The organism is Vreelandella boliviensis LC1 (genome assembly GCF_000236035.1).
GTDB lineage: Bacteria > Pseudomonadota > Gammaproteobacteria > Pseudomonadales > Halomonadaceae > Vreelandella > Vreelandella boliviensis.
Window position 1 is genome coordinate 1,075,608 of the sequence record NZ_JH393258.1, and the last position, 22,021, is coordinate 1,097,628.

At 56.0% G+C, this 22,021-nt stretch carries 22 protein-coding genes; 13 read left to right on the top strand and 9 right to left on the bottom strand.

Annotated elements, in window-relative coordinates; translation table 11 throughout:
- The 5 genes from KUC_RS14070 to KUC_RS14090 all read left to right on the top strand — a co-directional run.
- Positions 1–933, top strand: a 933-nt coding sequence (locus tag KUC_RS14070) for an MATE family efflux transporter (RefSeq protein WP_244264806.1), incomplete at its 5' end; no start/stop codon positions are given.
- A 160-nt stretch (positions 934–1,093) separates the two neighbouring features.
- Positions 1,094–2,404, top strand: a complete 1,311-nt coding sequence (locus tag KUC_RS14075) for a short-chain fatty acid transporter (RefSeq protein ID WP_007113887.1) — start codon at positions 1,094–1,096, stop codon at positions 2,402–2,404.
- 144 nt (positions 2,405–2,548) lie between these two features.
- The gene (locus tag KUC_RS14080; protein WP_007113888.1) at positions 2,549–3,079 is read left to right on the top strand and encodes an acyl-CoA thioesterase; all 531 of its coding nucleotides are present in this window, start codon (positions 2,549–2,551) and stop codon (positions 3,077–3,079) included.
- A gap of 24 nt (positions 3,080–3,103) precedes the next feature.
- Positions 3,104–4,108 (top strand): hypothetical protein, encoded by a 1,005-nt coding sequence (locus KUC_RS14085; protein WP_007113889.1) that lies wholly within the window; start codon positions 3,104–3,106, stop codon positions 4,106–4,108.
- Positions 4,109–4,174: 66 nt separating this feature from the next.
- Positions 4,175–4,780 (top strand): LysE family translocator, encoded by a 606-nt coding sequence (locus KUC_RS14090; protein ID WP_007113890.1) that lies wholly within the window; start codon positions 4,175–4,177, stop codon positions 4,778–4,780.
- Positions 4,781–4,787: 7 nt separating this feature from the next.
- Here the strand turns inward: KUC_RS14090 and KUC_RS14095 are convergent, their stop codons facing one another.
- Both KUC_RS14095 and KUC_RS14100 read right to left on the bottom strand, forming a co-directional pair.
- Positions 4,788–5,159, bottom strand: coding sequence for an I78 family peptidase inhibitor (locus tag KUC_RS14095; RefSeq protein ID WP_040480932.1), 372 nt, complete (start codon positions 5,157–5,159; stop codon positions 4,788–4,790).
- A 99-nt stretch (positions 5,160–5,258) separates the two neighbouring features.
- Complete coding sequence (locus KUC_RS14100; RefSeq protein ID WP_007113892.1) at positions 5,259–5,390, bottom strand: entericidin A/B family lipoprotein; 132 nt, start codon at positions 5,388–5,390, stop codon at positions 5,259–5,261.
- Between the two features lie 173 nt (positions 5,391–5,563).
- Between KUC_RS14100 and KUC_RS14105 the strand changes: the two genes are divergently transcribed.
- Positions 5,564–5,983: an HIT domain-containing protein gene (locus KUC_RS14105; protein WP_007113893.1), complete on the top strand. Its 420-nt coding sequence runs from the start codon at positions 5,564–5,566 to the stop codon at positions 5,981–5,983.
- A gap of 8 nt (positions 5,984–5,991) precedes the next feature.
- Here the strand turns inward: KUC_RS14105 and KUC_RS14110 are convergent, their stop codons facing one another.
- From KUC_RS14110 to KUC_RS14125, 4 genes are all read right to left on the bottom strand, one after another.
- Positions 5,992–7,020 carry a nickel/cobalt transporter gene (locus KUC_RS14110; protein WP_007113894.1) on the bottom strand — a complete coding sequence of 343 codons (1,029 nt, stop codon included), beginning with the start codon at positions 7,018–7,020 and terminating at the stop codon, positions 5,992–5,994.
- 90 nt (positions 7,021–7,110) lie between these two features.
- Entirely contained in the window at positions 7,111–7,770 is a 660-nt protein-coding gene (locus tag KUC_RS14115; protein WP_007113895.1) for a DUF1007 family protein, read from the bottom strand.
- Entirely contained in the window at positions 7,767–8,126 is a 360-nt protein-coding gene (locus KUC_RS14120; RefSeq protein ID WP_007113896.1) for a hypothetical protein, read from the bottom strand. Before KUC_RS14120 ends, KUC_RS14115 begins: the two co-directional genes overlap by 4 nt.
- A complete protein-coding gene (locus tag KUC_RS14125) occupies positions 8,123–8,683 on the bottom strand; it encodes a hypothetical protein (protein WP_040480934.1) in 561 nt (186 codons plus the stop codon). Before KUC_RS14125 ends, KUC_RS14120 begins: the two co-directional genes overlap by 4 nt.
- 161 nt (positions 8,684–8,844) lie before the next feature.
- Here KUC_RS14125 and KUC_RS14130 point away from each other — a divergent pair, with 161 nt between their 5' ends.
- Complete coding sequence (locus KUC_RS14130; protein WP_007113898.1) at positions 8,845–9,978, top strand: glycerate kinase; 1,134 nt, start codon at positions 8,845–8,847, stop codon at positions 9,976–9,978.
- Between the two features lie 206 nt (positions 9,979–10,184).
- Positions 10,185–10,661 (top strand): Dps family protein, encoded by a 477-nt coding sequence (locus KUC_RS14135; protein ID WP_022522067.1) that lies wholly within the window; start codon positions 10,185–10,187, stop codon positions 10,659–10,661.
- A gap of 63 nt (positions 10,662–10,724) precedes the next feature.
- Here the strand turns inward: KUC_RS14135 and KUC_RS14140 are convergent, their stop codons facing one another.
- Entirely contained in the window at positions 10,725–12,191 is a 1,467-nt protein-coding gene (locus tag KUC_RS14140) for an aminoacyl-histidine dipeptidase (RefSeq protein ID WP_007113900.1), read from the bottom strand.
- 27 nt (positions 12,192–12,218) lie between these two features.
- Entirely contained in the window at positions 12,219–14,381 is a 2,163-nt protein-coding gene (locus KUC_RS14145; RefSeq protein ID WP_083825779.1) for a tRNA(Met) cytidine acetyltransferase TmcA, read from the bottom strand.
- Positions 14,382–14,742: 361 nt separating this feature from the next.
- Between KUC_RS14145 and dctP the strand changes: the two genes are divergently transcribed.
- The 4 genes from dctP to KUC_RS14165 all read left to right on the top strand — a co-directional run bounded on the left by dctP (position 14,743) and on the right by KUC_RS14165 (position 19,634).
- A complete protein-coding gene (dctP, locus tag KUC_RS14150; RefSeq protein WP_007113902.1) occupies positions 14,743–15,846 on the top strand; it encodes a TRAP transporter substrate-binding protein DctP in 1,104 nt (367 codons plus the stop codon).
- 63 nt (positions 15,847–15,909) lie between these two features.
- On the top strand, positions 15,910–16,413 hold the full coding sequence (locus KUC_RS14155) for a TRAP transporter small permease subunit (RefSeq protein ID WP_007113903.1): 504 nt from the start codon (positions 15,910–15,912) through the stop codon (positions 16,411–16,413).
- Entirely contained in the window at positions 16,410–17,744 is a 1,335-nt protein-coding gene (locus KUC_RS14160; RefSeq protein ID WP_007113904.1) for a TRAP transporter large permease, read from the top strand. Before KUC_RS14155 ends, KUC_RS14160 begins: the two co-directional genes overlap by 4 nt.
- Before the next feature lie 204 nt (positions 17,745–17,948).
- Positions 17,949–19,634 (top strand): ABC transporter permease, encoded by a 1,686-nt coding sequence (locus KUC_RS14165; RefSeq protein ID WP_007113905.1) that lies wholly within the window; start codon positions 17,949–17,951, stop codon positions 19,632–19,634.
- Between the two features lie 7 nt (positions 19,635–19,641).
- Here the strand turns inward: KUC_RS14165 and KUC_RS14170 are convergent, their stop codons facing one another.
- Complete coding sequence (locus KUC_RS14170; protein WP_007113906.1) at positions 19,642–20,760, bottom strand: ABC transporter ATP-binding protein; 1,119 nt, start codon at positions 20,758–20,760, stop codon at positions 19,642–19,644.
- Positions 20,761–20,985: 225 nt separating this feature from the next.
- Between KUC_RS14170 and KUC_RS14175 the strand changes: the two genes are divergently transcribed.
- Complete coding sequence (locus KUC_RS14175) at positions 20,986–22,014, top strand: Fe(3+) ABC transporter substrate-binding protein (protein ID WP_007113907.1); 1,029 nt, start codon at positions 20,986–20,988, stop codon at positions 22,012–22,014.
- Positions 22,015–22,021: the final 7 nt, after the last annotated feature.

Genomic DNA, 22,021 nt, shown 5'->3' on the forward strand with positions numbered 1-22,021 from the left:
CATATTCGTCTCTGGTCTGCGCCCGCAGTGCTTGCCAACTACGCCATCCTGGGCTGGTTTTTGGGCCAACAGAACTCCCGCGTTACGCTGATGATTCTACTGCTTACCAACGGCGTTAATATCGTGTTGGATTTATGGTTCGTGGTGGGCCTGGGCATGACTAGCAACGGCGTGGCCTGGGCGAGCGTGATCGCCGACTACAGTGCCTTAGCATTTGGCAGCTACCTGGTGCTGCGCCAGCTAGCCCGGCTAGAGGGCCATTTCTTGCGCGAGCGTCTGCTGGCACTCGCAGCCTACACAGCCCTGTTTAACGTTAACGCCAACCTATTTGTGCGCACCCTCGGCCTGCTGTTTGCCATGGCGTTCTTTACCGCCCAGGGCGCCCGCCAGGGCGATACAGTCCTTGCTGCCAACGCAGTACTATTGCAATTTATCATGCTCACCAGTTACGCCCTGGATGGCTTTGCCCACGCTGCCGAGTCACTGATTGGGCGCGCCTATGGTCGCCGGGATTGGCATGAATTCGCCGCCACCGTACGCGCGGCCATGCGCTTTTCATTCTGGACGGCTGGCGCTGCTGCCCTGCTGTTCGCGCTGGGTGGCAATGCGCTGATTGCGCTGCTTACCGGCCTTGAAGAGGTGCGTGCGACCGCGGCACAGTACTTGCCATGGATGGTCGTCATGCCGCTGATTGCGGTATGGAGCTACCTGCTTGATGGGGTGTTTATTGGTACCACCGCTGTACGTGAAATGCGTAACAGTATCTTTATTGGCCTAGCCGCCTATATACCCATTTGGTGGCTAACTCAGGGACTGGGCAATCATGGCCTCTGGCTCGCGTTTATGTTGTTTACGCTGGTGCGCTCGGCTGTGCTGATCGTTTACTACTATTTTCACTACCATCGCCCTTACCGGTTAAACCAATGGCGTTAAACCAGGCGCGATTAACCCCAGTTGCGCTAACGTGAGATTAAGCGGGCAGCTTCAACGTGAAACTTGAACGTGAAAATAGGGGCGTCCCCCCGTATATTAGCTATGCACCTTCACATGCACTCCCTACGCACTTCCTAATAATGAATAAAGAGAGCATCCCATGCTTAAAATGATCTCAAAACCGGCGGTAAAGCTGGTGGAGCGCTATCTCCCCGACCCGTATATTTTTGTTCTACTACTGACGTTAATTGCCGCAGCCGCCGCGATCGCCATTGAGCGACAAACACCGCTGGCGGTGCTGCGTTTCTGGGGCGATGGCTTCTGGGGATTACTGACGTTCTCGATGCAGATGCTGCTGGTGCTGGTCACTGGTTTTATGCTGGCAAGCTCACCGCCGGTAAAACGCATTCTGCAAAAAATCGCCGGTACCGCTAAAACGCCTGGCGGCGCCATTATCCTGGTCACGCTGGTGTCATTGGCAGCCAGTTGGATTAACTGGGGTTTTGGCTTGGTAGTCGGGGCACTCTTTGCCAAAGAGCTGGCACGACTGATCCGCGTTGACTACCGGCTGCTTGTCGCCAGTGCCTACTCCGGTTTTGTGGTGTGGCACGGCGGTTTGGCAGGCTCGATACCGTTAACCATCGCTACCGAAGGGCATTTTTCCGCCGACCAGATTGGTGTTATTGGCACCGGCTCAACAATTTTCGCCTTCTTCAACCTCGCCATCGTGGTCTGCCTGTTTATCGCCATCCCGTTGGTAAACCGCATGATGCTGCCGGATGAGAAGGATAGCGTCTACGTCGACCCCAGCGTGTTGAATGATGAGCCCGAGCCGGTTGGCCGCATTACTCGCCCTGCGGAACGCCTGGAAAACAGTTTAACCCTCGCCCTGCTGGTCGGTGTGCCGGGGCTGCTGTTCTTGCTTGATCACTTCCTGCTACGGGGGGGCGGCTTAAACCTTAACGTCGTTAACTTTATGTTTCTGTTCCTAGCCATTGTGCTACACCGCACGCCACGTAACCTGCTCAATAGCCTGCACGAAGCGATTAAAGGCGGTGCGGGAATTGTCATCCAATTCCCATTTTACGCTGGCATCATGGCCATCATGGTTCAGTCTGGGCTAGCAGAGAGCATGTCCGAGTGGCTGGTTTCCTTTGCCACTGCTAGTACACTGCCGTTCTGGTCATTTATCAGCGCTGGGATTGTCAACCTGTTCGTTCCCTCTGGCGGAGGCCAGTGGGCCGTGCAAGCACCCGTAATGCTACCTGCCGCCGAGGCTCTAGGTGCTGACATTTCACGAGTAGCCATGGCGGTTGCCTGGGGCGATGCCTGGACTAACCTGCTGCAACCCTTCTGGGCGCTGCCGGTACTCGCCATTGCTGGCCTGAAGGCAAAAGATATTATGGGCTTCTGCCTGATTCAGCTTTTTATCACCGGCATTATTATTTCCGTCGGTCTGGTATGGTTTTAAAAAGAGCTTGGTTTTAAAAGAGCCTGGTTTTAAAAGAGATTAGTTTTAAAAAAGCATGGCATTAAAAAACCGCCAATGATTGCCCGCAGCCCAGCATATGGGGGCGGGCAACGGTTTACCCTCATATAACAGCAGGAGCACCGCATGACAGACGCCGAAATCAGCGCGAACGCTGCCCTGCCTGGGCAGCATGAACTCTCCATGACCGTATTAATGACGCCCGATATGGCGAATTTCAGCGGCAAAGTACATGGTGGCGCGATTCTTAAAAAGCTCGATGAAGTCGCTTTTGCTTGCGCTAGCCGCTATTCGGGCCACTATGTGGTGACACTGTCGGTGGATCAGGTGCTGTTTAAACAACCGATTCATGTCGGCGAGCTGGTCACTTTTCTAGCCAGCGTCAATCATGTTGGCCGCTCGTCGATGGAAGTGGGCATTAAGGTCGTGGCTGAAGATATTCGCAATAAGCTGATCCGCCATACCAACAGTTGCTACCTCACCATGGTCGCGGTGGACACTGATGGTAAACCCGCCAGCGTACCGCCACTCAATTTAGCAACGCCGCTGCAGAAACTACGTTTTGAAAAGGCGGCTTTACGCAAGAAGCTACGCAAACAGGCAGAAAGAGAGGAACTGCTGACCCAGCAGCAGCATCACCAGTCCCAGGCCTATTAAAAGACCCAGCGACAAGGAGTTCGTATGCCCGCCAGGGAACGCTACCCGCACCTGCCTAAATCGGTTGAATATGCCCATATTGGTTGGGATTTATTCATTCTGACGCTGGTGGTGATTAACCTCGCGCTGCTGTTGTTTGATTCGCTGTTTCTGCTTGGCCCTATTAACCAGGGCATCGCCAACCTCGCGCCCGGTTTTCATACCTTCTACGATGACGTGATTCATAGCCGCTTCATCACCATCGACTTGGTATTTGTCAGCTTTTTTATCGCCGATGTACTGCTAGGCTGGTCAATCGCGATTGCCGAGCGGCGCTACCACCGCTGGTTCTTTTACCCCTTCGTGCACTGGTATGACGTCCTAGGCTGTATTCCCTTGGCGGGTTTCCGCCTACTGCGTATTTTACGCGTCGTCTCGTTAATCAACCGACTGCATCGCCTTGGCCTTATTGATGTTACCCGCTGGTACATCTATCAATTTGTGGCCAAGTATTACGACATTCTGCTTGAGGAGCTTTCTGACCGTATCGCTTTGCGGCTGTTGGGCAATGTGCAGCAGCAGATCCGCGCCAGCGACTCGCTGACCGAGCGCGTCATTGAACGTGTGATAATGCCGCGCAAGTCTCAGCTGATTAGTGAGATTGCTCAGCGGTTGGAAAGCACTATCGGTAAAGCTTATCAGCACAATCGCCAATCCATTATGGCGGCGATCAGCGATTTAGTTAGCCGTACGCTACGAGAAAGCCCCGAGATTCAGCGCCTTAACCGTCTGCCCATGGGGCAGCAAGCCACCAGCGCGATGGAAGCATCGCTCAGCAGTGTTGCCCAACGGCTAGTCGACGAGTTGCTGCTAGGCATTCATTCGGATGAGTTTAGGCAGTTAGTGGAGCGCACCGCAGACAGCGGCTTCGACACCTGGCTGACGGTTGACGAAGGCAGCAACCGAGTCACCGAGCAGGTGCTGTACGACGTTCTCGAAATGCTTAAAGACCAAGTGCGGCACCAGGGCTGGAAAGACCGCTATGAATAGCCATGACGCATTCTAAACCTGAATGCCACCAAAACGATCAACCTTATACGGTATAGATACAATAAAATGAACAGCGAATGGTTAATCCTCGGCCCGGCCGCGCTCTATATGATGTCGATGACGCTTACCCCTGGGCCGAACAACGTTATGCTGACCGCCTCTGGTGCTAACTTCGGCTTTAAGCGTACGCTGCCGCATATGTGGGGGATTTTGGGCGGCTGCTTTTTGCTATTTGCGGGCATAGCGCTGGGCTTGGGCGTGCTGTTTGAACGCTACCCAGCGATTCAAACCGCGTTGCGCTGGGTCGGCAGCGCCTACTTGCTCTATTTGGCATGGAAAATTGCCAGCGCGCCGCCGCCCAATCTTAACGCCCAAGCCCATAACGTACCGTTTACATTTTGGCAGGCAGCGGCGTTTCAGTTCGCCAATCCTAAAGCGTGGGTAATGGGCCTAGCGTTGATGGCAGGCTTTCTTCCCGAAAGTGGCCAACCAGTATTTAATGCACTGTTACTTGCAGGCTTTGCTGAGATGGTGGCACTGCCCTGCATTGCGCTATGGGCCGCCTTTGGTAGTGCGATTGGGCAGTGGATCAAAACGGATGCCGCATGGCGGGCGTTCAACATCACCATGGGCATATTGACCGCCGCCTGCGTTGTACTGATCTTAGGATGACAGTACGTTAGCCGCAGCGCAGCGCTTCAATGCCATCTTGATCATCAAGATGAATATTCAAGCGATCTGGGCGGTGATCCATGGTAGCCATATCGCCAGGCCGCAGCACACGCACTTGTTGAACACCGCTATCGCTTTTTAACTGCGAAAAGCCAGCCGCATCGAAAGGTTCACCGATAGCGTATTGAATAGCGTCTAGATCACAGCTGGCAGCCTGCTCATCACTTGAACCATTTGCCGCTACCGTTGGCGGCGGTGGCGCTGCGTCCACGTCGTCGTTGGCTGGGGAAATCGGCATTTGCGAACTAACGCAGGCTGCTAGCAACATTGCACAAGCGCTAACAGCAGCGAGCTTAGCCAGAGTAATACGGGGTTTCATCCGTGAATCTCCAAAGGGCAGATTATGAAATACACACGCTACTCGCCACCGGGCCGGGTAAATGCCCAGTCCGGTGAAGAGTACCATTGCTAGTGCAGCTTAACTGGCTGCATCCTGGACGGCTTTACCCCCCTCTTGCACATCCTGGCCTGCGCCAGCGATGGTATTGCAACCCGTTAGTACACCCGCTGTCATCAGCAGCATAAAGCTCATGGCCAATAATTTTTTCATTTTCCGTTCTCCTTAACGCGTTATTCAACATCGGGAAACTCCGTTGGCAACTTAATTTGCCACTGGGGAGTTTTTTCAGGGTAACAGCGTTTTGGCAATCGCGCTCACTTTCCCTATGTCACTGCGCGGCTGCTATGCTAACAATCATCTAACCACTGTCTGGAGCCTGACATTTGATTAATTTCGAACTAGATGAACGCCTTGCCGCCGATACCTTCCCCATTGCAGACCTCCCACTAAGCCGCGTTCTGCTAATGAACGACGCACGTTATCCCTGGGTGATTCTAGTACCTCGCCACGCTTCTATCAGTGAAGTGTTTGAGCTTTCTGAAAATGATCAGCAGCAACTTTGGCAGGAGGCCACCCAGTTAGGCGACACAATGAAAGCAGCGCTGGGTGGAGACAAAGTTAATATTGCCGCGTTAGGCAATGTGGTTAGCCAGTTGCATGTGCACGTGGTAATTCGTCGGCACAGCGATGCAACCTGGCCTGCCCCTGTTTGGGGCATCGGTTCACCTGAACCCTACGATCTGGATGGCCAGGCGCAGTTACGCGACCAACTGCTAGCACTTATCGATGGACTGAATGGGTAGCCTAACCACTACCCCGTTAAAGGATGGCCTTGCCGCGCAGGCGGTTCGTTGAGAAGTGGCCCACTCGCGGGCTGGGCGACACCCGCGACGCTAAGTGAAATACCCAGTACGACAATCAGCGCTCCACCGACTAAGGCCACCCAGCCGGTGGTTTTTTGCACACTCCGCTGGCTGTGCTGCTTGGATAAGCGCCTCTGCGCCCAGCCACGGGCAAAAATGCTCGCCAGGGCGAGCGCTGATACGGTTATCCCAGTGCCGATCGACATGGCCACTACCGATGCCACCCCCACCTCAAACTGACCAAGCAAGCTGGCCGCCCCCAGCATTAGCACTGCCCCACTGCAGGGGCGCATGCCAATGGCGCCGACCGTCATCATCGCTGTCCGCCAATCTAACGCCTGATGCGGTTCAATATGGTGAGCACCTCCGCAACAGTGGCTGTGGTCATGACCATGGCTATGTTCACGGTCTTGATTATGTTCATGGCCTGGGCTGTGCGAATGAGCCGCTCGCTCGGACTGGTAGGCTCGCCGCAATTGCTTGACGGCTCGCCAGCATAGCCACGCCCCTAACGCCGCCACCAGCAGAAAGCTAGCCTGCTCCACCCAGGCAACACTGCCCATGGCCTGCCGGGTTATCCAGCCTAGGCCGTAAACCAGCACAACGACCAGCACAATTGCGGTCACACCTTGCAGTAAGGAGGCGGCAAAAGAGAGCCCCAAGGCACGCTTTACCGCACCACCATGGGTGGCTAAGTAGGTCGCCAGGACGGCTTTACCATGCCCCGGCCCAGCAGCATGAAACACGCCGTAGGCGAAGCTAATGCTGAGCAGGCTCACCCATGTCGCCATGGTGGGGGTACGTGACAGTTCGGTAATCGCCAATGTCAGCGAACGGTGCAGATCACGCTGCCAACCAAGCAGCTGATAGCTCACGCTCTGAAATCCGCCTTGCCAAGCGATGATAAGTACTACTGCGACCAGCAGCAGACCCAGCATTAACCCTAAATGTCGTTTAAACGGCCGTGTTAATGACATCTTACCGCCCCACTGCAAAATTGTTACAAAGTAACATAAAAAAATTTATAGTCGATAGGTTGAGCGTGACAAGCACGCTTTAAATAGCAGCTAGCGGCAATCAACTTGGCCAGTTTCAGCAAAATAGCGTCCCAAGCCTGGTTCACCACTCTCATCCTTATCGAGTAGCGCCGCTTGCATCACCATTTCAGGATCTGGATCAGCAGGGAGGATAGCCAACTCACAGTCCGGCTCGCCGTGCAGTATCAGTGCATCATCCTGGGGCTGGCCACCCTCCTCCTCGTGCACCACTTCGATGTAGTAGGTGGGGTCAAACACCTGGTAAGTCAGCAAAACGTCTGTCAGCGGCTGAGGTGTTGCCAGCGGCAAAATGAACATAAAAGTTAGCCGCCCATCGTGCTCCATGGCGGTATACTCGCTTACCTCGCCTAGCGCCTGGCGCTCACCATTAATACTCACTTCGGTTAAGTAGTGATGCGCCGCGAGGTTATCGCGAATCTCCTTGCCTAGTTGATCCAGGCCTTCCTCTAGACTGGCATCTTCCACCTGCTGCAGCTCTTCAAAAACCACCAGACTGTAGAAAGGATCCATCCGCCAGGTTTGATGCAGGCCACTCACCACGCCCTGATCATCGGTGATGACCCTTACACTCAGATCGATCCAGCCGTGAGGGTGGGCACGAGCCTCGGGGCTGACCAGCAGACTACTCATGGTCAACAAAACGGCTACTACGCTACCTGCCCACTTCATGGCGCGACCCCCAGCTTATGCTGCAAGGCGACCAGCCAAGGGTCGAGTAAATAGGGCGGCAGTGGCTGGCTCCCCCTCAACGCCGACACCCGCACGCGGCTGCCACTGCCCTCTTCGCTCACCTGCAGCTGCAGCCGGTACTCCGGCCAGCGGGCCAGCGATGCTTCCGCCCGCCCCAGCGATAGATCCGCATGGCGAACCACATACCCCTGTTCCACCATCAGCTCGACGGCTTCGCGAAAGGTCTCTTCTGATGAAGTGCTATAAGCCAACTCACGGGGCTCCAAAGGCGTGGTCGTTGCACAGCCGGCTAATCCCCCCAATAGCCCGATTAACAACCAGTGGCGAATTTTCATAACGGCCTCCCGGTTGCAGGTATCGTTTGTGCAAAGCTGGTTTGAAAGCGCTGACAGAAATCGTTATTGCTGGCACTGTAGGATTCACGCAGATCACCCCAGTGATCGAAGCGACGTATATCGCGGGATATGCGTATATGCGCGTCGTCCACCAATAGCGACACACGCTCCACCTCCAATGGCTGCTGGCCCACACCACCACCAAAGCCAATTCCACCAACACCAAAACCGACGCCGGAACCACCACGACCTATGCCCAAACCACCAAACAGGCGCATTCCACGCCCATAGCGGTAGGCATCATCGTAAGGATCATAATAGCCGTGTAACGCTCGTTCGCGGCTGGCGCTGATCAAGCCCAAGGTGGTATCAGTAGAATTCAGGGTAAACCCCCATTCGGTAAGCACCTCAACACTGGCTTCTAGCGCCCGCTCATGGGTTACAGGGAAATAGCACGAGGCCGCAGGCGCTGGTTCAGCTTGCGGCAGACGATCAGGAACTACTTGGCAGCCAGCAAGCGCTAGCAGACAGGTTAAGCTTATCGGTATCGACTTCATGTTAGATCCTCTAACGGACGAGGCCACTGGTTTGGCGCAGGCTAGCGCGCTAAGCTCGCCAAAGCTGGTCATATTTAATGACGACGTATTTAAGACACTGTATTTAAGACACTGTATTTAAGACACTGTCTTGATGCGAATGTTTTGCGGAGATCCTGCTAATGAATGTTTTGCTTTGCCCCGACAGCTTCAAAGATGCGCTGAGCGCCCAAGACGCCGCGGCCGCCATGGCGCGGGGAGTGCGGTGTGCCGCACCTGAGGCATACGTTCAGGTATGCCCTTTAGCTGACGGTGGCGAAGGCAGTTTAGACGCACTGATCGCCGCCACCGGCGCCGAACGTCGCCAGCTAAATGTTCAAGACGCCCTGGGGCGCCCCCGCCAAGCAGCCTGGGGCTGGTTGAGTGACCAGCGTACCGCGTTTATTGAGCTGGCAGAAGCCAGCGGTTTACAGCACCTAGGAGCCGATGAGCGCAATGCACTGCACACCTCCACCTTTGGGGTGGGCGAACTGCTGCTGGCGGCGCTGGATCAAGGCGCTGAAAAAGCGCTGTTACTGCTCGGCGGTAGCGCTACCAATGATGGCGGTGCCGGCATGCTGCAGGCCCTGGGCGCGCGCTTTTTAGATCAAAATGACCAACTGCTTCCCCCAGGCGGCGCAGCACTTAACCATCTGGCTAGTTTAGACCTCGAGGGGCTAGACCCGCGGTTAGCCAAGCTCACCCTAGAAGCCGCCGTTGATGTGGACAACCCGCTGCTGGGCGAACGCGGTGCCAGCGCGGTATTTGGCCCGCAGAAAGGCGCATCACCTGAAGAAGTCGAGCAGTTGGATCGTGCGCTTGGTCATTTCGCCGATATCAGCGCTCATGCATTAGGCGATGATTACCGAACGCTGCCGGGCGCAGGGGCGGCAGGTGGTATGGGGTTTGCGGCCAAGGCATTTTTAAATGCCACCTTGAAACCCGGCATCGAGATGATTATGCAGCAAGCTGACATGGCTACGCTCTTGGCCCGCGCTGATTTGGTGATTACCGGCGAAGGCCGTTTGGATGGGCAGAGCCTTGCGGGCAAAACGCCAATTGGTGTTTCCCGTGCCGCCAAGCGTCTTCACAAACCGGTCATTGTGCTGGCAGGCAGCCTAGGCAATGGCTGGCAAGCCTGCTTTGACGAAGGCGTAACAGCGGCGCTTGCTTTAGCGGATGGCCCCATGACCTTAAGCGACGCGCTACCGCGCACCGCTGAACTACTGGAAGCGCGCTGCGAAAGCCTGCTGCGGCTGTGGGTGCATAGACCCTAAAAAAACATGCAAACCTTGAAAAAAACTCCTGCCGCCTGCATTTAATGAGTTAGCAAAGGGTAACGGCAGTGACTTAATGTCGAAGCACTATGGCTGCGATGCAAAAAACTTGTTTTGCATCGCCCTTAAGACACCCTATTCTGGAAGCACGCATCAACCGCCGCATACTGTGGCATAAACACTGCGGCATAAAGAGGAAGCAGGATATGACGGATACCAATAGCATTGGCCTACACGAAGGTAGCGCTAGTCAACTCGCTGAAAAACTCAACCACCTGCTGGCTAATTACCAAATTTTCTACATGAACGTGCGCGGCTACCACTGGAACGTGCGCGGTAACGATTTTTTTGAGCTGCACGCCAAGTTTGAAGAGTTCTACACCGACCTGCTGACCAAAGTAGACGAGGTTGCCGAGCGTATTCTGACCCTGGGCCACAAACCGGTACACGCTTACAGCGACTATGTAACGCTATCGCGCATTCAGGAAGACAAAGACGTTCACGACGGCAACACCTGCGTCAAAGGCGTGCTCAAAGGGTACCAAACGATCATTGAGCTGCAGCGTGAGCTGCTGTCGCTTGCCTCTGACGCCGACGATGAAGGCACCGCGGCGCAAGCCGGTGACTACATCCGCGAACAGGAAAAAACTATCTGGATGCTCAACGCCTATTTAAGCAAATAAGCGTCATCTCGTGAGCTAACAACGGCACCGTCTAGGTGCCGTTTTTGTATGCGCGAGGGAGGGTTAGCGCTGATCGGCAAGATCCTCGATCAACGCCCGCAGCAGCGACCAGAACTCTTCCACCGAGGCTAACTCGACCCGCTCATCCGGTGAGTGGGCGCCGCGAATCAGTGGCCCAAAGGAGATCATATCCAGTTGCGGGTATTTGCTGCCAAGAATGCCGCACTCAAGCCCCGCGTGGATGACTTTCACCTCCGGCTCGCGCCCCAGCAGCGCCGCATGGCGGGCTTTGAAGGTCGCCAACAGTGAACCATCAGGGTTAGGCGCCCAGCCCGGGTAGCCGTTTTCCACTTTTACCCGCGCACCGATCAACCCAAACAGCGCTTTAAAGCGATCCGCCATGGCGACCACCGCACTGTCGTGCAATGAGCGTACCAGGGCACAGAGGTGCAGCCGCCCATTTTCCAGGCTTAGCACGCCCAGATTATTGGAGGTTTCTACCACCCCTGGCACATCGGCGCTCATCCGCTCGACCCCACAGGGGGCGGCGTGAAGTGCGGCCAGCAGCATTACGCTTGCATCCAGGGTTAGTGGCTCCGCAGTAGGCGCCGCTGCCAAACGCTGGGCGCTGATACTAAGGCCACTATCACCACTGCCCAGCTCTGTTAACAGAATCTTTTCCAGCCCGGCGATAGCCACCATGGCGGCATCGACTTCATCGGCGGGCAGCGCCACCTGGGCAAAAGCCTCCCGGGGGATTGCATTGCGCAAGGTGCCGCCGTGATAGCTAATCAAGCGCGCATCAAACGCCTCAAGGGCGCGCAGCACTCTGACCAACAACCGGTTGGCGTTCGCCAGCGGTTTATGGATATCCGCGCCGGAGTGGCCACCCTTCAGGCCGGTCAAGGCGATCTCAACAATCCGCTCGTGATCACCGACAGCGGCACTGGGCAGTTGTGCATCCACTTCAACGTCAGCCCCGCCCGCGCAGCCAATATAGACCTGCCCCCGATCCTCGCTGTCCAGGTTGAGCAGTAGCGAACCTTCTAACCAATTCTCTGCTAGATTCAACGCGCCACCCATGGAAGTCTCCTCTTCCAGGGTGAACAATGCTTCCAGGGGCCCGTGGCGTAAATCAGGGTCTTCTAAAACAGCCAGAATCGCCGCCACACCCATCCCATTATCGGCGCCCAAGGTAGTGCCATCGGCGTGCAGCCAGCCGTCGGCTACATAGGTAGCGATCGAATCGCGGGTGAAGTCGTGGGCGTGACCGCTATTGGCCTGGGCGACCATATCCAGGTGACCCTGAAGCACCACACCGGGCGCCTGTTCGCAGCCGGGGGATGCCGATTTACGTAGACGTAAATTACCGAAGGTATCGCGGTCATGGGCGAGCCCTTGGGCATCGGCCCAGCTTTCGAGGGTGGCGACGAGTGCCGCCTCATGCCCAGAGGGGCGCGGCGTATTACAAAGCGTTCGAAAGTGGCGCCAAACTAATGAGGGGGCCAGCGCGTCAAGATGTGCGTTCATAAAGACTCTTCGTTATCGGTAACCAACCTACTTTACCTCAATGAGGCTATTGACAGCGAGGCGTAGGGCTTTCACCGCGTCATTGTGGGCATTCGCCAGGGCACTATTTTGAAATGCCCAGGCAGATAACTGTTGATGCGCCTGCTGTTGTGGCTCAGTTAAAGCGCGGTGGCTGGCTTCGCGGGCTAAGGCTTGCAAAGCCGGGCGGGCAAGAGAGGGGGCGCGATGGGCGGTCGCTACGTCCTCAACATCCTGCCACTCACGGTCGCTCAGCGAAATGCTCGGCACTTGACCGAGCAGCAATACCAGCACAGCAGCGGGTAGCGCCTTCAGCTCAAAGGCCAGCAGGCCAGGGAGTGCCGCCTGGAAGCGCTCACTGAGATCAGTAAGCACCGCCTCGCCCTCTGAATTCAGCGCTTTGGCCACCATGACGGCAAACTCACCGGTGGATGTCTCCCGGGTAATCCCTAAGCGTACCGGCGTAAAACCCAGCGTCAGCCAAAATCGTAGCAACGACGCTTCAGCGCCGAAGGTCGCGCCATATAGTGCAGTACCTTGCTGCTTGGCGGCGGCCATATCCTCGTGCAGCAGCGTTTGCCCCAAGCCTTGACGACGACGCTCGGGGTGAGTCGCGATACGCACCACCCGCCGCCAGCGGGCGGTCAGCGCCTCGCGGCTGCCGGAGTGGGTCGCCAACGATTGCGCCAACAAATGCCCCTGAGGGCGACGCTCACCACAAGCGACTTGGTCGGCAAGGGATGCCTCAAAGCCCCCCTCTTCGCGAGTGACTAACACCGCTTGAGGCTCGCTTGCCTGCTCAATCATGCGTAGCTGAGTACCTGGGCTATCAAGTAGTTGGCGCAGATCGTTGGGAGAGGTGCGGTAGTGCGACTGCACCAGCAGCCCAAACAGCTTCTCCAACGCGTCGTCTTGCTGGGCAAGCCAAGCACGATCTAGCACCTTAGTTGTCAATGCATTGCCATCCCGCTGAGCAATTGGTAGCGGCGCTTTTAGCAACAGCAGTTGATTAACCAGGGCTTCCAGCGGGTCGCCACTGTGCCAGCGGATGGGCGTGTTAAGCGTTAGCGCTTTCCACTGGGGTGTCAGCCGATCAAGAGTTGCACGAAAGCGCAGCGCGAACCCACGCCCGGAGCCCTCATAGCCGTGCACCGTGGTGGCGAAAGCAATACGCGGAAAGGCGGCGAGCCACTGCCCCAGCAGCGCCGCGGGAATCGCCGCCGCTTCATCGACCATTAAATAGCTACCATCTCCGCCCTGCTGCCCAGCATTGATCTGCTCGGTTAAGCCATCCGGGGGTAAAAAAACCAGCTCGCTGCCCTGGGCCAGTACAAACTGGCCTGGCGCGACCCGTCGGCCATCCGGGCAAAGCGCCGCTACCCGCTCGAACACGCTTTCCACTGCACTCAGCCGCGGCGCGGTGAGCACTACTCGCTGAGCTTTGTTCGCTAGCAAGCGTGCACAGGCAATACCCAGCGCGGCGCTTTTGCCGCGCCCTCTATCGGCGGTTATTACCAGCGGGCGACGTCGCTTTAAGCCAACCAGCTGCTTCACCACGTAGGCTTGATCTGAGGTCAGACAATCGCTGTCCCCACTTCCGGTATCGTCTACCTTGCGCAAAGGCAGGCGCGGCAGATGCAGCGTCTGGTCAGCGCGCCAGCGCACTACGTCAGGTGACGCATGCAACTGACGCGCTAAGCGCGCCAAAAAATGACAGTTCATATCGGACCAGTGCCAGGGGTGGTCAGCACAACGAGCGTAATCTAGGTCCGGCGACTCTCCCCATGGCTGCGGTGTGAGCAGTACCAGTAAGCCACCGGCGGTGATTGTTCCCGTCAGTGCCCCGAACGCTTCAGGATCAAACCCAGTGCCGTGGGTGTCGAGCACTACCAACTGGTGTTCTGCACCCAGACGCGTGCGCGCCTTGCGTGGAGAGAGATATTCCTCTCCCACCCACAGCGGTGCCTGCCAGGGGTGGGCTTGCCATAGAGCCTGCGCTAGGGTTTGGCAATGCTGGGCATCGCCGCTTAGCCAAACCAGCTGGCGCCAGCGGCGAAGGGCTAAACGCTGTGCATGATGGACTAACGCTGCCACTCTTCGCGTTTGCTGTTTGTTCTCTAGTACATGGGCATTTAGCAAATAATTTCCTACTCCAGCGCGACTGCTTCCCATCACGTTACCCTATTAAGGGTGTAGGTGTGCCGCCGAGCGTCTTATGGCGAGCTTTCTGCTTACAACTTTGGTTGAATAATTTAACTACTTTCAACGTTTTCAAGCTACTTAACAACTTACCTTGATGCTCAATAACTTCCATAACTCATTGTTTTAAATACATATACAAAATCTACTTATAAAAACATGAGGATCAAACCTCTTACATTACTGATATTGCACCGCAGCGGGGTTGATGTGCTAATTTAGCTCTGAAGCGCAGATATCCTTGTTTACGTAAACGTAATCTAGCAGCGCTGCACTTTCCTGACTTCAGGTAACCAACACTAATAACGCCACACGCCAAACCAGGAAATACATCATGAAAAAAATGACCAAATTTGCCCTCACTGGCCTCGCCGCTGGCATTGCCTTTGCTACGTTAACGACCACCGCACAAGCACAAGAAGAGTGGACAATGACCACTACCTGGCCGGAGAACCTTGATCTAATCAAGATTGACCAGCACTGGGTGGAACTGGTCAATAAGCTGGCGGGCGAAGAGCTACAAATCAATTTCCGCGCCGGTGGCACGCTAATGCCCGGCACCGAAGTATTTGACGCCACTGAAACGGGCAGCATTGAAGCCGCAGGTGACTGGCCCGGCTATTGGGCAGGCCTGAACCCCGCCTTCTCGCCACTGGCCACCACGACCAGCCTGTTTAATGGCGTTGACTACCTCAACTGGATTCAGCAGTGGGGCGGCCGCGAGCTGTACGAAGAGATTTATGGCCAGTTCAACATGGTTTATCTCCCCTACGGCATTACCAACAATGAGTCCGGCTTTATGGGCCGCACCCCGATTGAGAGCATTGCCGATTTAGATGGCAAGCGTCTACGTCTGTCGGGCCGCGACCAGGGCCGCGTGCTTGAAGAGCTGGGCGGTTCCCAGGTCACTCTGGCAGGCGGTGAAGTCTACCAAGCCATTGAGCGCGGCGTTATCGATGCGGGTGAGTTCTCGACCCCGGGCGTTGATTTTAACGCCGGTTTTGCCGAAGTGGCTGACTACTGGGCAACGCCAGGTTGGCACCAGTCGGCCAGCGTATTCGGTGTCATGATCAATAAAGACGCCTGGGACGCTCTCTCAGAAGAGACCCAAGAGACCCTGCGTATTGCAGCAGACGCCACTATGGCCTGGTCACTGTCCTGGTCAGAGCGCCAGTCCACCGAAGCCACCCAGAAGTTCATTGACGCGGGTGTCACGATCAACCAATTCTCTGAAGAGGACTTGGCGCGCATCCAGGAAGTCACCAATGAAGTTATTCTGCGCGGTGCTTGCGAAGCCCCCGACCACGCCAAAGTCTACCAATCCATGATTGCCTATCTTGAGCACTACGCGGTCTGGCGCGATGTTTCCGCCCCCTACAACATGAGTCGCGTGATGGATAACCTGCCCTCGCTGGAAGAGATCGAAGCCTGCCTGTAAGGCGCTTCAGTGCCGCCTCGGTTTTACCGAGGCGGTTTTTTGTGCTGACCGCGGAGATCTTCCATGAATGCGATTGCCAAGGCGATCGATGCCATCAATGAAGCTTTTGGGCGCATCATCGCTCCATTGATTGCCATCATTACCCTGATTGTTCTTTATGACATTGCGTCACGCTTTCTGTTTGGGCGCCCCAGCGACTGGGCATTTGACGTCACCAAAATGCTGTTTGGCGCCCACTTCATGTTGATGGCGGCCTATGGACTCAAACACCACGCCCACGTGGAAGTAGATGTGCTAAAGCGCTTGCTATCGCGCAGGAAGCAAGCCGCGCTTGAAGTACTTGGTTATCTAATTTTCTTTGTCCCCTTTATCTGGATGCTGATCACCCTGGGGTGGAGCTTCTTTGAACGCGCGTGGAGCCGCGGTGAAACCACGTACGGCATGGTTTCAATCCCGGTCTACCCGATTAAAGGGGTGATTGTGGTCGCCGCTATCCTGATTCTGCTGCAGGCAATTGCCATTGTGCTGCGCGCCATCATGCAGCTTCGCGAGGAGACATCAGCATGAACCTAAGTCCTGAATTACTCACGCTGGTGATGTTTGGCGGCCTGATGGTGGGGCTGTTTATGGGCCACCCGCTGGCGTTTGTGCTGGGCGGTGTAGCGGTGATCGGCGCCTTTATTGGCCCTGGTGAGCGCATACTCGGCACCCTGATCAATAATATTTTCGGTAACGCCATGGACAACTATGTACTGGTGGCAATACCGCTGTTTATCTTAATGGCAAGGTTCTTAAACGACTCGGGCGTTACCGAGAAGATGTTTGACGCCATGCGCTTACTACTGGCGAACCTGCGCGGTGGCTTGGCGCTTACCGTGGTGATCGTCTCGGTACTGCTAGCGGCCACTACCGGCATTGTCGGCGCCTCAATTGCGGTGATGGGCATGATTGCCCTGGTACCGATGCTCAAGTACGGCTACAACAAAGAACTTAGCGCCGGGGTCATCATGGCAAGCGGCTGTTTGGGCATCTTGATTCCGCCCAGCATCATGCTAATACTAATGGCCAGCTACTCACCAGTTTCAGTGGGCGCACTGTTTGCGGGCGCACTAGTACCTGGCTTGCTGCTCGGCATGATGTATGCGCTCTACGTTTTGATTATCTGCTATATCAAACCCCACTACGGTCCCAAAGTACCTGCTGAAGAGCGCGCTGAAGTCAGTACTAAACAACTTCTTATCATGTTGGCGAAGTACGTGCTTCCACCCATGTCGTTGATTCTTGGCGTGCTGGGCGCGCTATTTACCGGCGTGGCCACAGCCACCGAGGCGTCAGCCATCGGCGTATTTATCGCCTTTATTCTGTTTATGATTTTTGGTGATCGCAAAATCAGCACCTGCTTCTGGACGATGATAGAAGCGGGTAAAACCACCACCATGGTCATGCTCGTATTGGTGGGGGCTACTGCCTTTACCGGCGTGTTCTCACGCGGTGGCGGTATGACCGTGATCAGCGAGCTGGTGCTGGCCATGCCTGGCGGCACCGTTGGGGCTCTGATCCTGATGCTGTTCCTGGTGTTTATTCTGGGCATGTTCCTGGATTGGACGGGCATTGTCTTGCTGAGCTTCCCAATCATGCTGCCCATCGTCGAAACTATGGGCGTGGATATGCTTTGGTTCGTGGTGATGGTGGCGGTGGTACTGCAGACATCGTTCCTGACCCCGCCTTTTGGCTATGCGCTGTTCTACTTGAAAGGCGTTGCACCGCCCGGGGTTGAAATCGTCCATCTTTACAAAGCAGTAGTACCCTTCGTCGCGTTGATTCTACTCGCGTGTGCGCTCATGGCGCTCTTCCCCTGGCTGATTACCGGCCTACCAAGCATGCTGCTGGGTTCCTAGGCCTTCCTCCCAAAACTTAAAGCTTAACGTCCAATCATTATGGCCCGCCCCGGCGGGCTTTTTTTGTATTAACGACTGGTTTACAAAGCTGCAGCAACGCTGCGCCAATGCTACTATTCACACCCGTCAGTATTTCGCATTCAGTGTGCTGCGCTACTTTCCGGCTTTCCAATACTGCTTTCCGTCAATGCAAGGAGTGTTCGCTTGTTCAAATCCGGCTATCGCGGGCTATACGCTTTCTCCTCTTCGCTTAGCCGTCGCGCTACCCCCTGGTCGATTGCACTGATCGCAGTGGCGTTCGTGGTGGCGCTGCCGGTGCTGGTGGTATTTGCCCATATCGCGATGCCCACCGATGGCGTTTGGCAACACCTGGCCAGCACCGTACTGAGCCGCTATTTAAACAATACCTTCTGGCTGGTCGTGAGCGTAGGACTGGGCACGCTGATCATCGGTACCGGGACGGCCTGGCTGGTCGTCATGTGCCGCTTTCCCGGCAAACGGCTATTCGAGTGGGCGCTACTGCTGCCGTTGGCAGTACCCACCTACGTTATTGCCTACGCCTATACTGATTTTTTGCAGTTTGCCGGGCCGTTACAAAGCCTGCTACGCGAGACATTTGGCTGGGGGTATGGCGACTACTACTTTCCCAACATTCGCTCCCTGGGCGGCGCCGCTACGGTGATTACCCTGGTGCTTTACCCCTACGTTTACCTGCTGGCCCGCGCTTCATTTCTTGAGCAATCGGTATGTGTGCTGGATGTAGGCCGTACGCTAGGGCGTGGCCCTTGGAAACTGTTTGCCAGCGTCGCCGTGCCGCTGGCACGCCCGGCGCTAGTAGGCGGGGTGTCGCTGGTATTGATGGAAACACTTAACGAGTTCGGCGCCGTTCAGTTCTTTGGCGTGGATACCTTTACTACCGGCATCTACCGCACCTGGTTTGGCATGGGCGAACAGGTAGCGGCGGCGCAGTTGGCGGCGTGCCTGCTCACCTTCGTGATTGTATTAGTGCTACTGGAGCGCTGGTCGCGGGGCAAGCGCCGCTATTTCCATACCACCAATCGCTATCAGCAACTGCCCGAATACGTGCTGCACGGCTGGCGCGCTGCGGCAGCAACGCTGGTCTGTCTGGTGCCGGTGCTGGTGGGCTTTTTACTGCCCAGCGGTATTCTGCTCAATTTAGCACTGCAGGGGGGCGATTCGCTGTGGGGCACGCGCTTTATCGGCTACGCCTGGAACAGCTTGGGGCTGGCAACTGTGGCTGCACTGATCGCCGTGGGCTTGGCGGTGGTGCTGAGCTACGGCGTACGCATGCACGATACGACCTTTGCACGGGTGGCTTCCCGGGTCGCCTCTATGGGCTATGCGATTCCGGGCTCGGTGGTTGCGGTGGGTATTCTGATTCCGTTTGCCTGGTTGGATAACGCCCTGAATACCTGGCTCAACAATCACTATGGCTACATTATCGGTCTAGTCTTCAGCGGGTCGGCGTTTATCTTGCTGTACGCCTACGTGGTGCGCTTTTTAGCCGTTTCGTTCAACGCGGTGGAAGCCAGTCTGGGCAAGGTCACCCCCAGTATGGATGCCGCGTCGCGCACCCTGGGGCAAACTGCGGGGGGCACGCTGCGCCATATTCACACACCGATGATGCGCAGCAGCCTTCTGGCGGCAGGGATTTTAGTCTTCGTTGACGTCATGAAGGAGCTGCCCGCAACGATAATTCTGCGCCCCTTCAACTTCGACACCTTGGCGGTGCGGGCGCATAATCTGGCCTCTGATGAACGCCTGGCCGAAGCCTCCACATCGTCGCTGGCCATTGTGGTGGTGGGCATCCTGCCGGTTATTCTGCTTAGCATGGCCATGCGCCGCTCACGTCCTGGCGCTCAGCCCTGATGAAGCATTAAGCCGTGAGCGGGAAAACAAACACTTGGGAAAGGTCGAGGTGAATATCCACCGGCTGGCCCTCCGCAGGTAAAAATACCCCAGGTACGCGAGCGTGTAGGTGGGCCTCAAGGCCGTTTTCGCCATGGGCACACAGGTGTAGCAGGCTGGTGCGCCCCAGCAGCTTCGCCATTACCACATGGCTATGGCCGTGTTCACCAGTAGGTAGATCACGCTCAACAATGCGCAGCGCCTCAGGGCGAATCATTACCTGGGCGTCGCTGCCTTCCGCCAGCCCACCGGCAGGCACCCGCCCCACTGGTGTGCTAACCGAGCCATTATGCACTTTGCCCTGCAGCTCATTAACGTCACCAAAAAAGGTCACTACAAAGGGGTCTTGAGGTGCGCAATAAAGCTCTCGCGGCGTTCCCGTTTGCACGATCCGCCCGTCGCGCATCAGCGCGATACGATCCGCCATAAACATGGCTTCTTCGGGGTCATGGGTCACCAACAGCGTCGCCGCGCCGACTTTTTTTAGCACGTGCAGCGTATCGTCGCGGATACGATCGCGCAGACGCGCATCCAGGCTTGAGAACGGTTCATCCAACAACATTAAGCGCGGCGCTGGCGCCAGCGCACGCGCCAGAGCCACCCGCTGCTGCTGCCCCCCCGAGAGCATGTGCGGGTAAACATCGATATACGCGGCCATACCCAGTTGCTCAAGCAATAGTGCCGCCCGCTCCCGACGCTCGCGAGAGGCTAAATGTTTAAGCCCAAAGGTGACATTTTCCAGAACAGTTAGGTGGGGAAAAAGCGCCGAATCCTGAAATGCCAGCCCAACATTACGCTTTTCCGGCGGCACGTGGCGCTGGCCCCGTCCTGCAATATATATATCTTCCAAGGAAACACTGCCCTCTTGCAGCACTTCAAGGCCCGCAGCAATACGCAACAGCGTTGTTTTGCCACAACCTGAGGGGCCCAACAGGCAAACCACCTCTCCTGGGGCAACGCTTAAATCCACCCCTTTCACTACCTGATGGCCATCATAAGCATGGCATACATTGTGCAGGGTTAACGCCGACGGGCCAGGCGCTGCCTCAGCTAACCTTTTTTCAGTTACCTTTAAAGTTGCTGTCATAAATCCCCACTTTGCAGCTGGGCAAACTGCCCGACAAACGACTAAACGCGGATTGAGTACATTTGAAAGTTATTTGCATTGTATTTTTTATTGCAATGAGATGCACGTTTAGTGTCTTTCGTTGAATGCGGTTGGTTAGCATTCAACTTGACCTCAACGCGAAGAAACGCTTGAATACACACCGGTGATAATGCAACTTATTATCAAACCTAAAGGGAGATATTTATGATGACAAAAGCACGCCTAACGCTATCAGTCGCCGCTATTCTGGCGGGCTCCGCCGTTGCTAGCAGCGCACTGGCCAACGAACTTAATCTATACTCCGCTCGTCACTACGACTCTGATGAAAGCCTCTATGATGCTTTCACCGAAGAAACCGGTATCGAGGTCAACATACTTGAAGGTGACTCCGACCAGCTGATCGAGCGTATTCAGCGCGAAGGCGTAGCAAGCCCTGCCGATGTCATGATGACCGTCGACGCGGGCCGCCTATGGCGCGCAGAAGATGAAGGCATCTTCCAAAGCGTTGAGTCAGACGTTCTCAACGAGCGCCTGCCGGAGGCCATGCGCCATCCTGACGGCCTGTGGTTCGGCTTTAGCCAGCGCGCCCGCGCGATTTATTACAACCGCGAAAACTTCGACCCAAGCCAGATCGAAAGCTACGAAGATCTTGCTGACCCGCAGTTTGAAGGCAAGGTGTGCATTCGCTCTTCCAACAATATTTACAACCAGTCACTGCTGGCCTCGATGATTGAGCACCACGGCGAAGAGGGTGCCGAAGAGTGGGCCCAGGGCGTGGTTAATAACATGGCGCGCGATCCGGAAGGCGGCGATACCGACCAGATTCGCGGCGTTGCCAGCGGCGAGTGCGAAATCGGTGTAGCGAACCACTACTACTACGTGCGCCTGCTAAAATCCGACGACGACGCGGATCGTGAAGCGGCGCGTAAAGTGGGTATTATTTTCCCCAACCAGAATGACCGCGGCACTCACGTCAACGTTGGCGGCGCCGGTGTGGTAGAAGGTGCGCCTAACCGCGACAACGCCGTTCGCTTCCTAGAGTATCTGGCTTCAGACACCGCCCAGGAAATCTTTGCCTCCGGCAACAACGAGTTCCCGGTGGTTGAAGGCATCAAGAAAGACCCGGTGCTGGAATCCTGGGGCGACTTCAAAAAAGACGACGTCAACATTAGCATTCTGGGTGAAAATAACCCCGAAGCGATCCGCATTTTTGATCGCGTCGGCTGGCGTTAAGTGATTT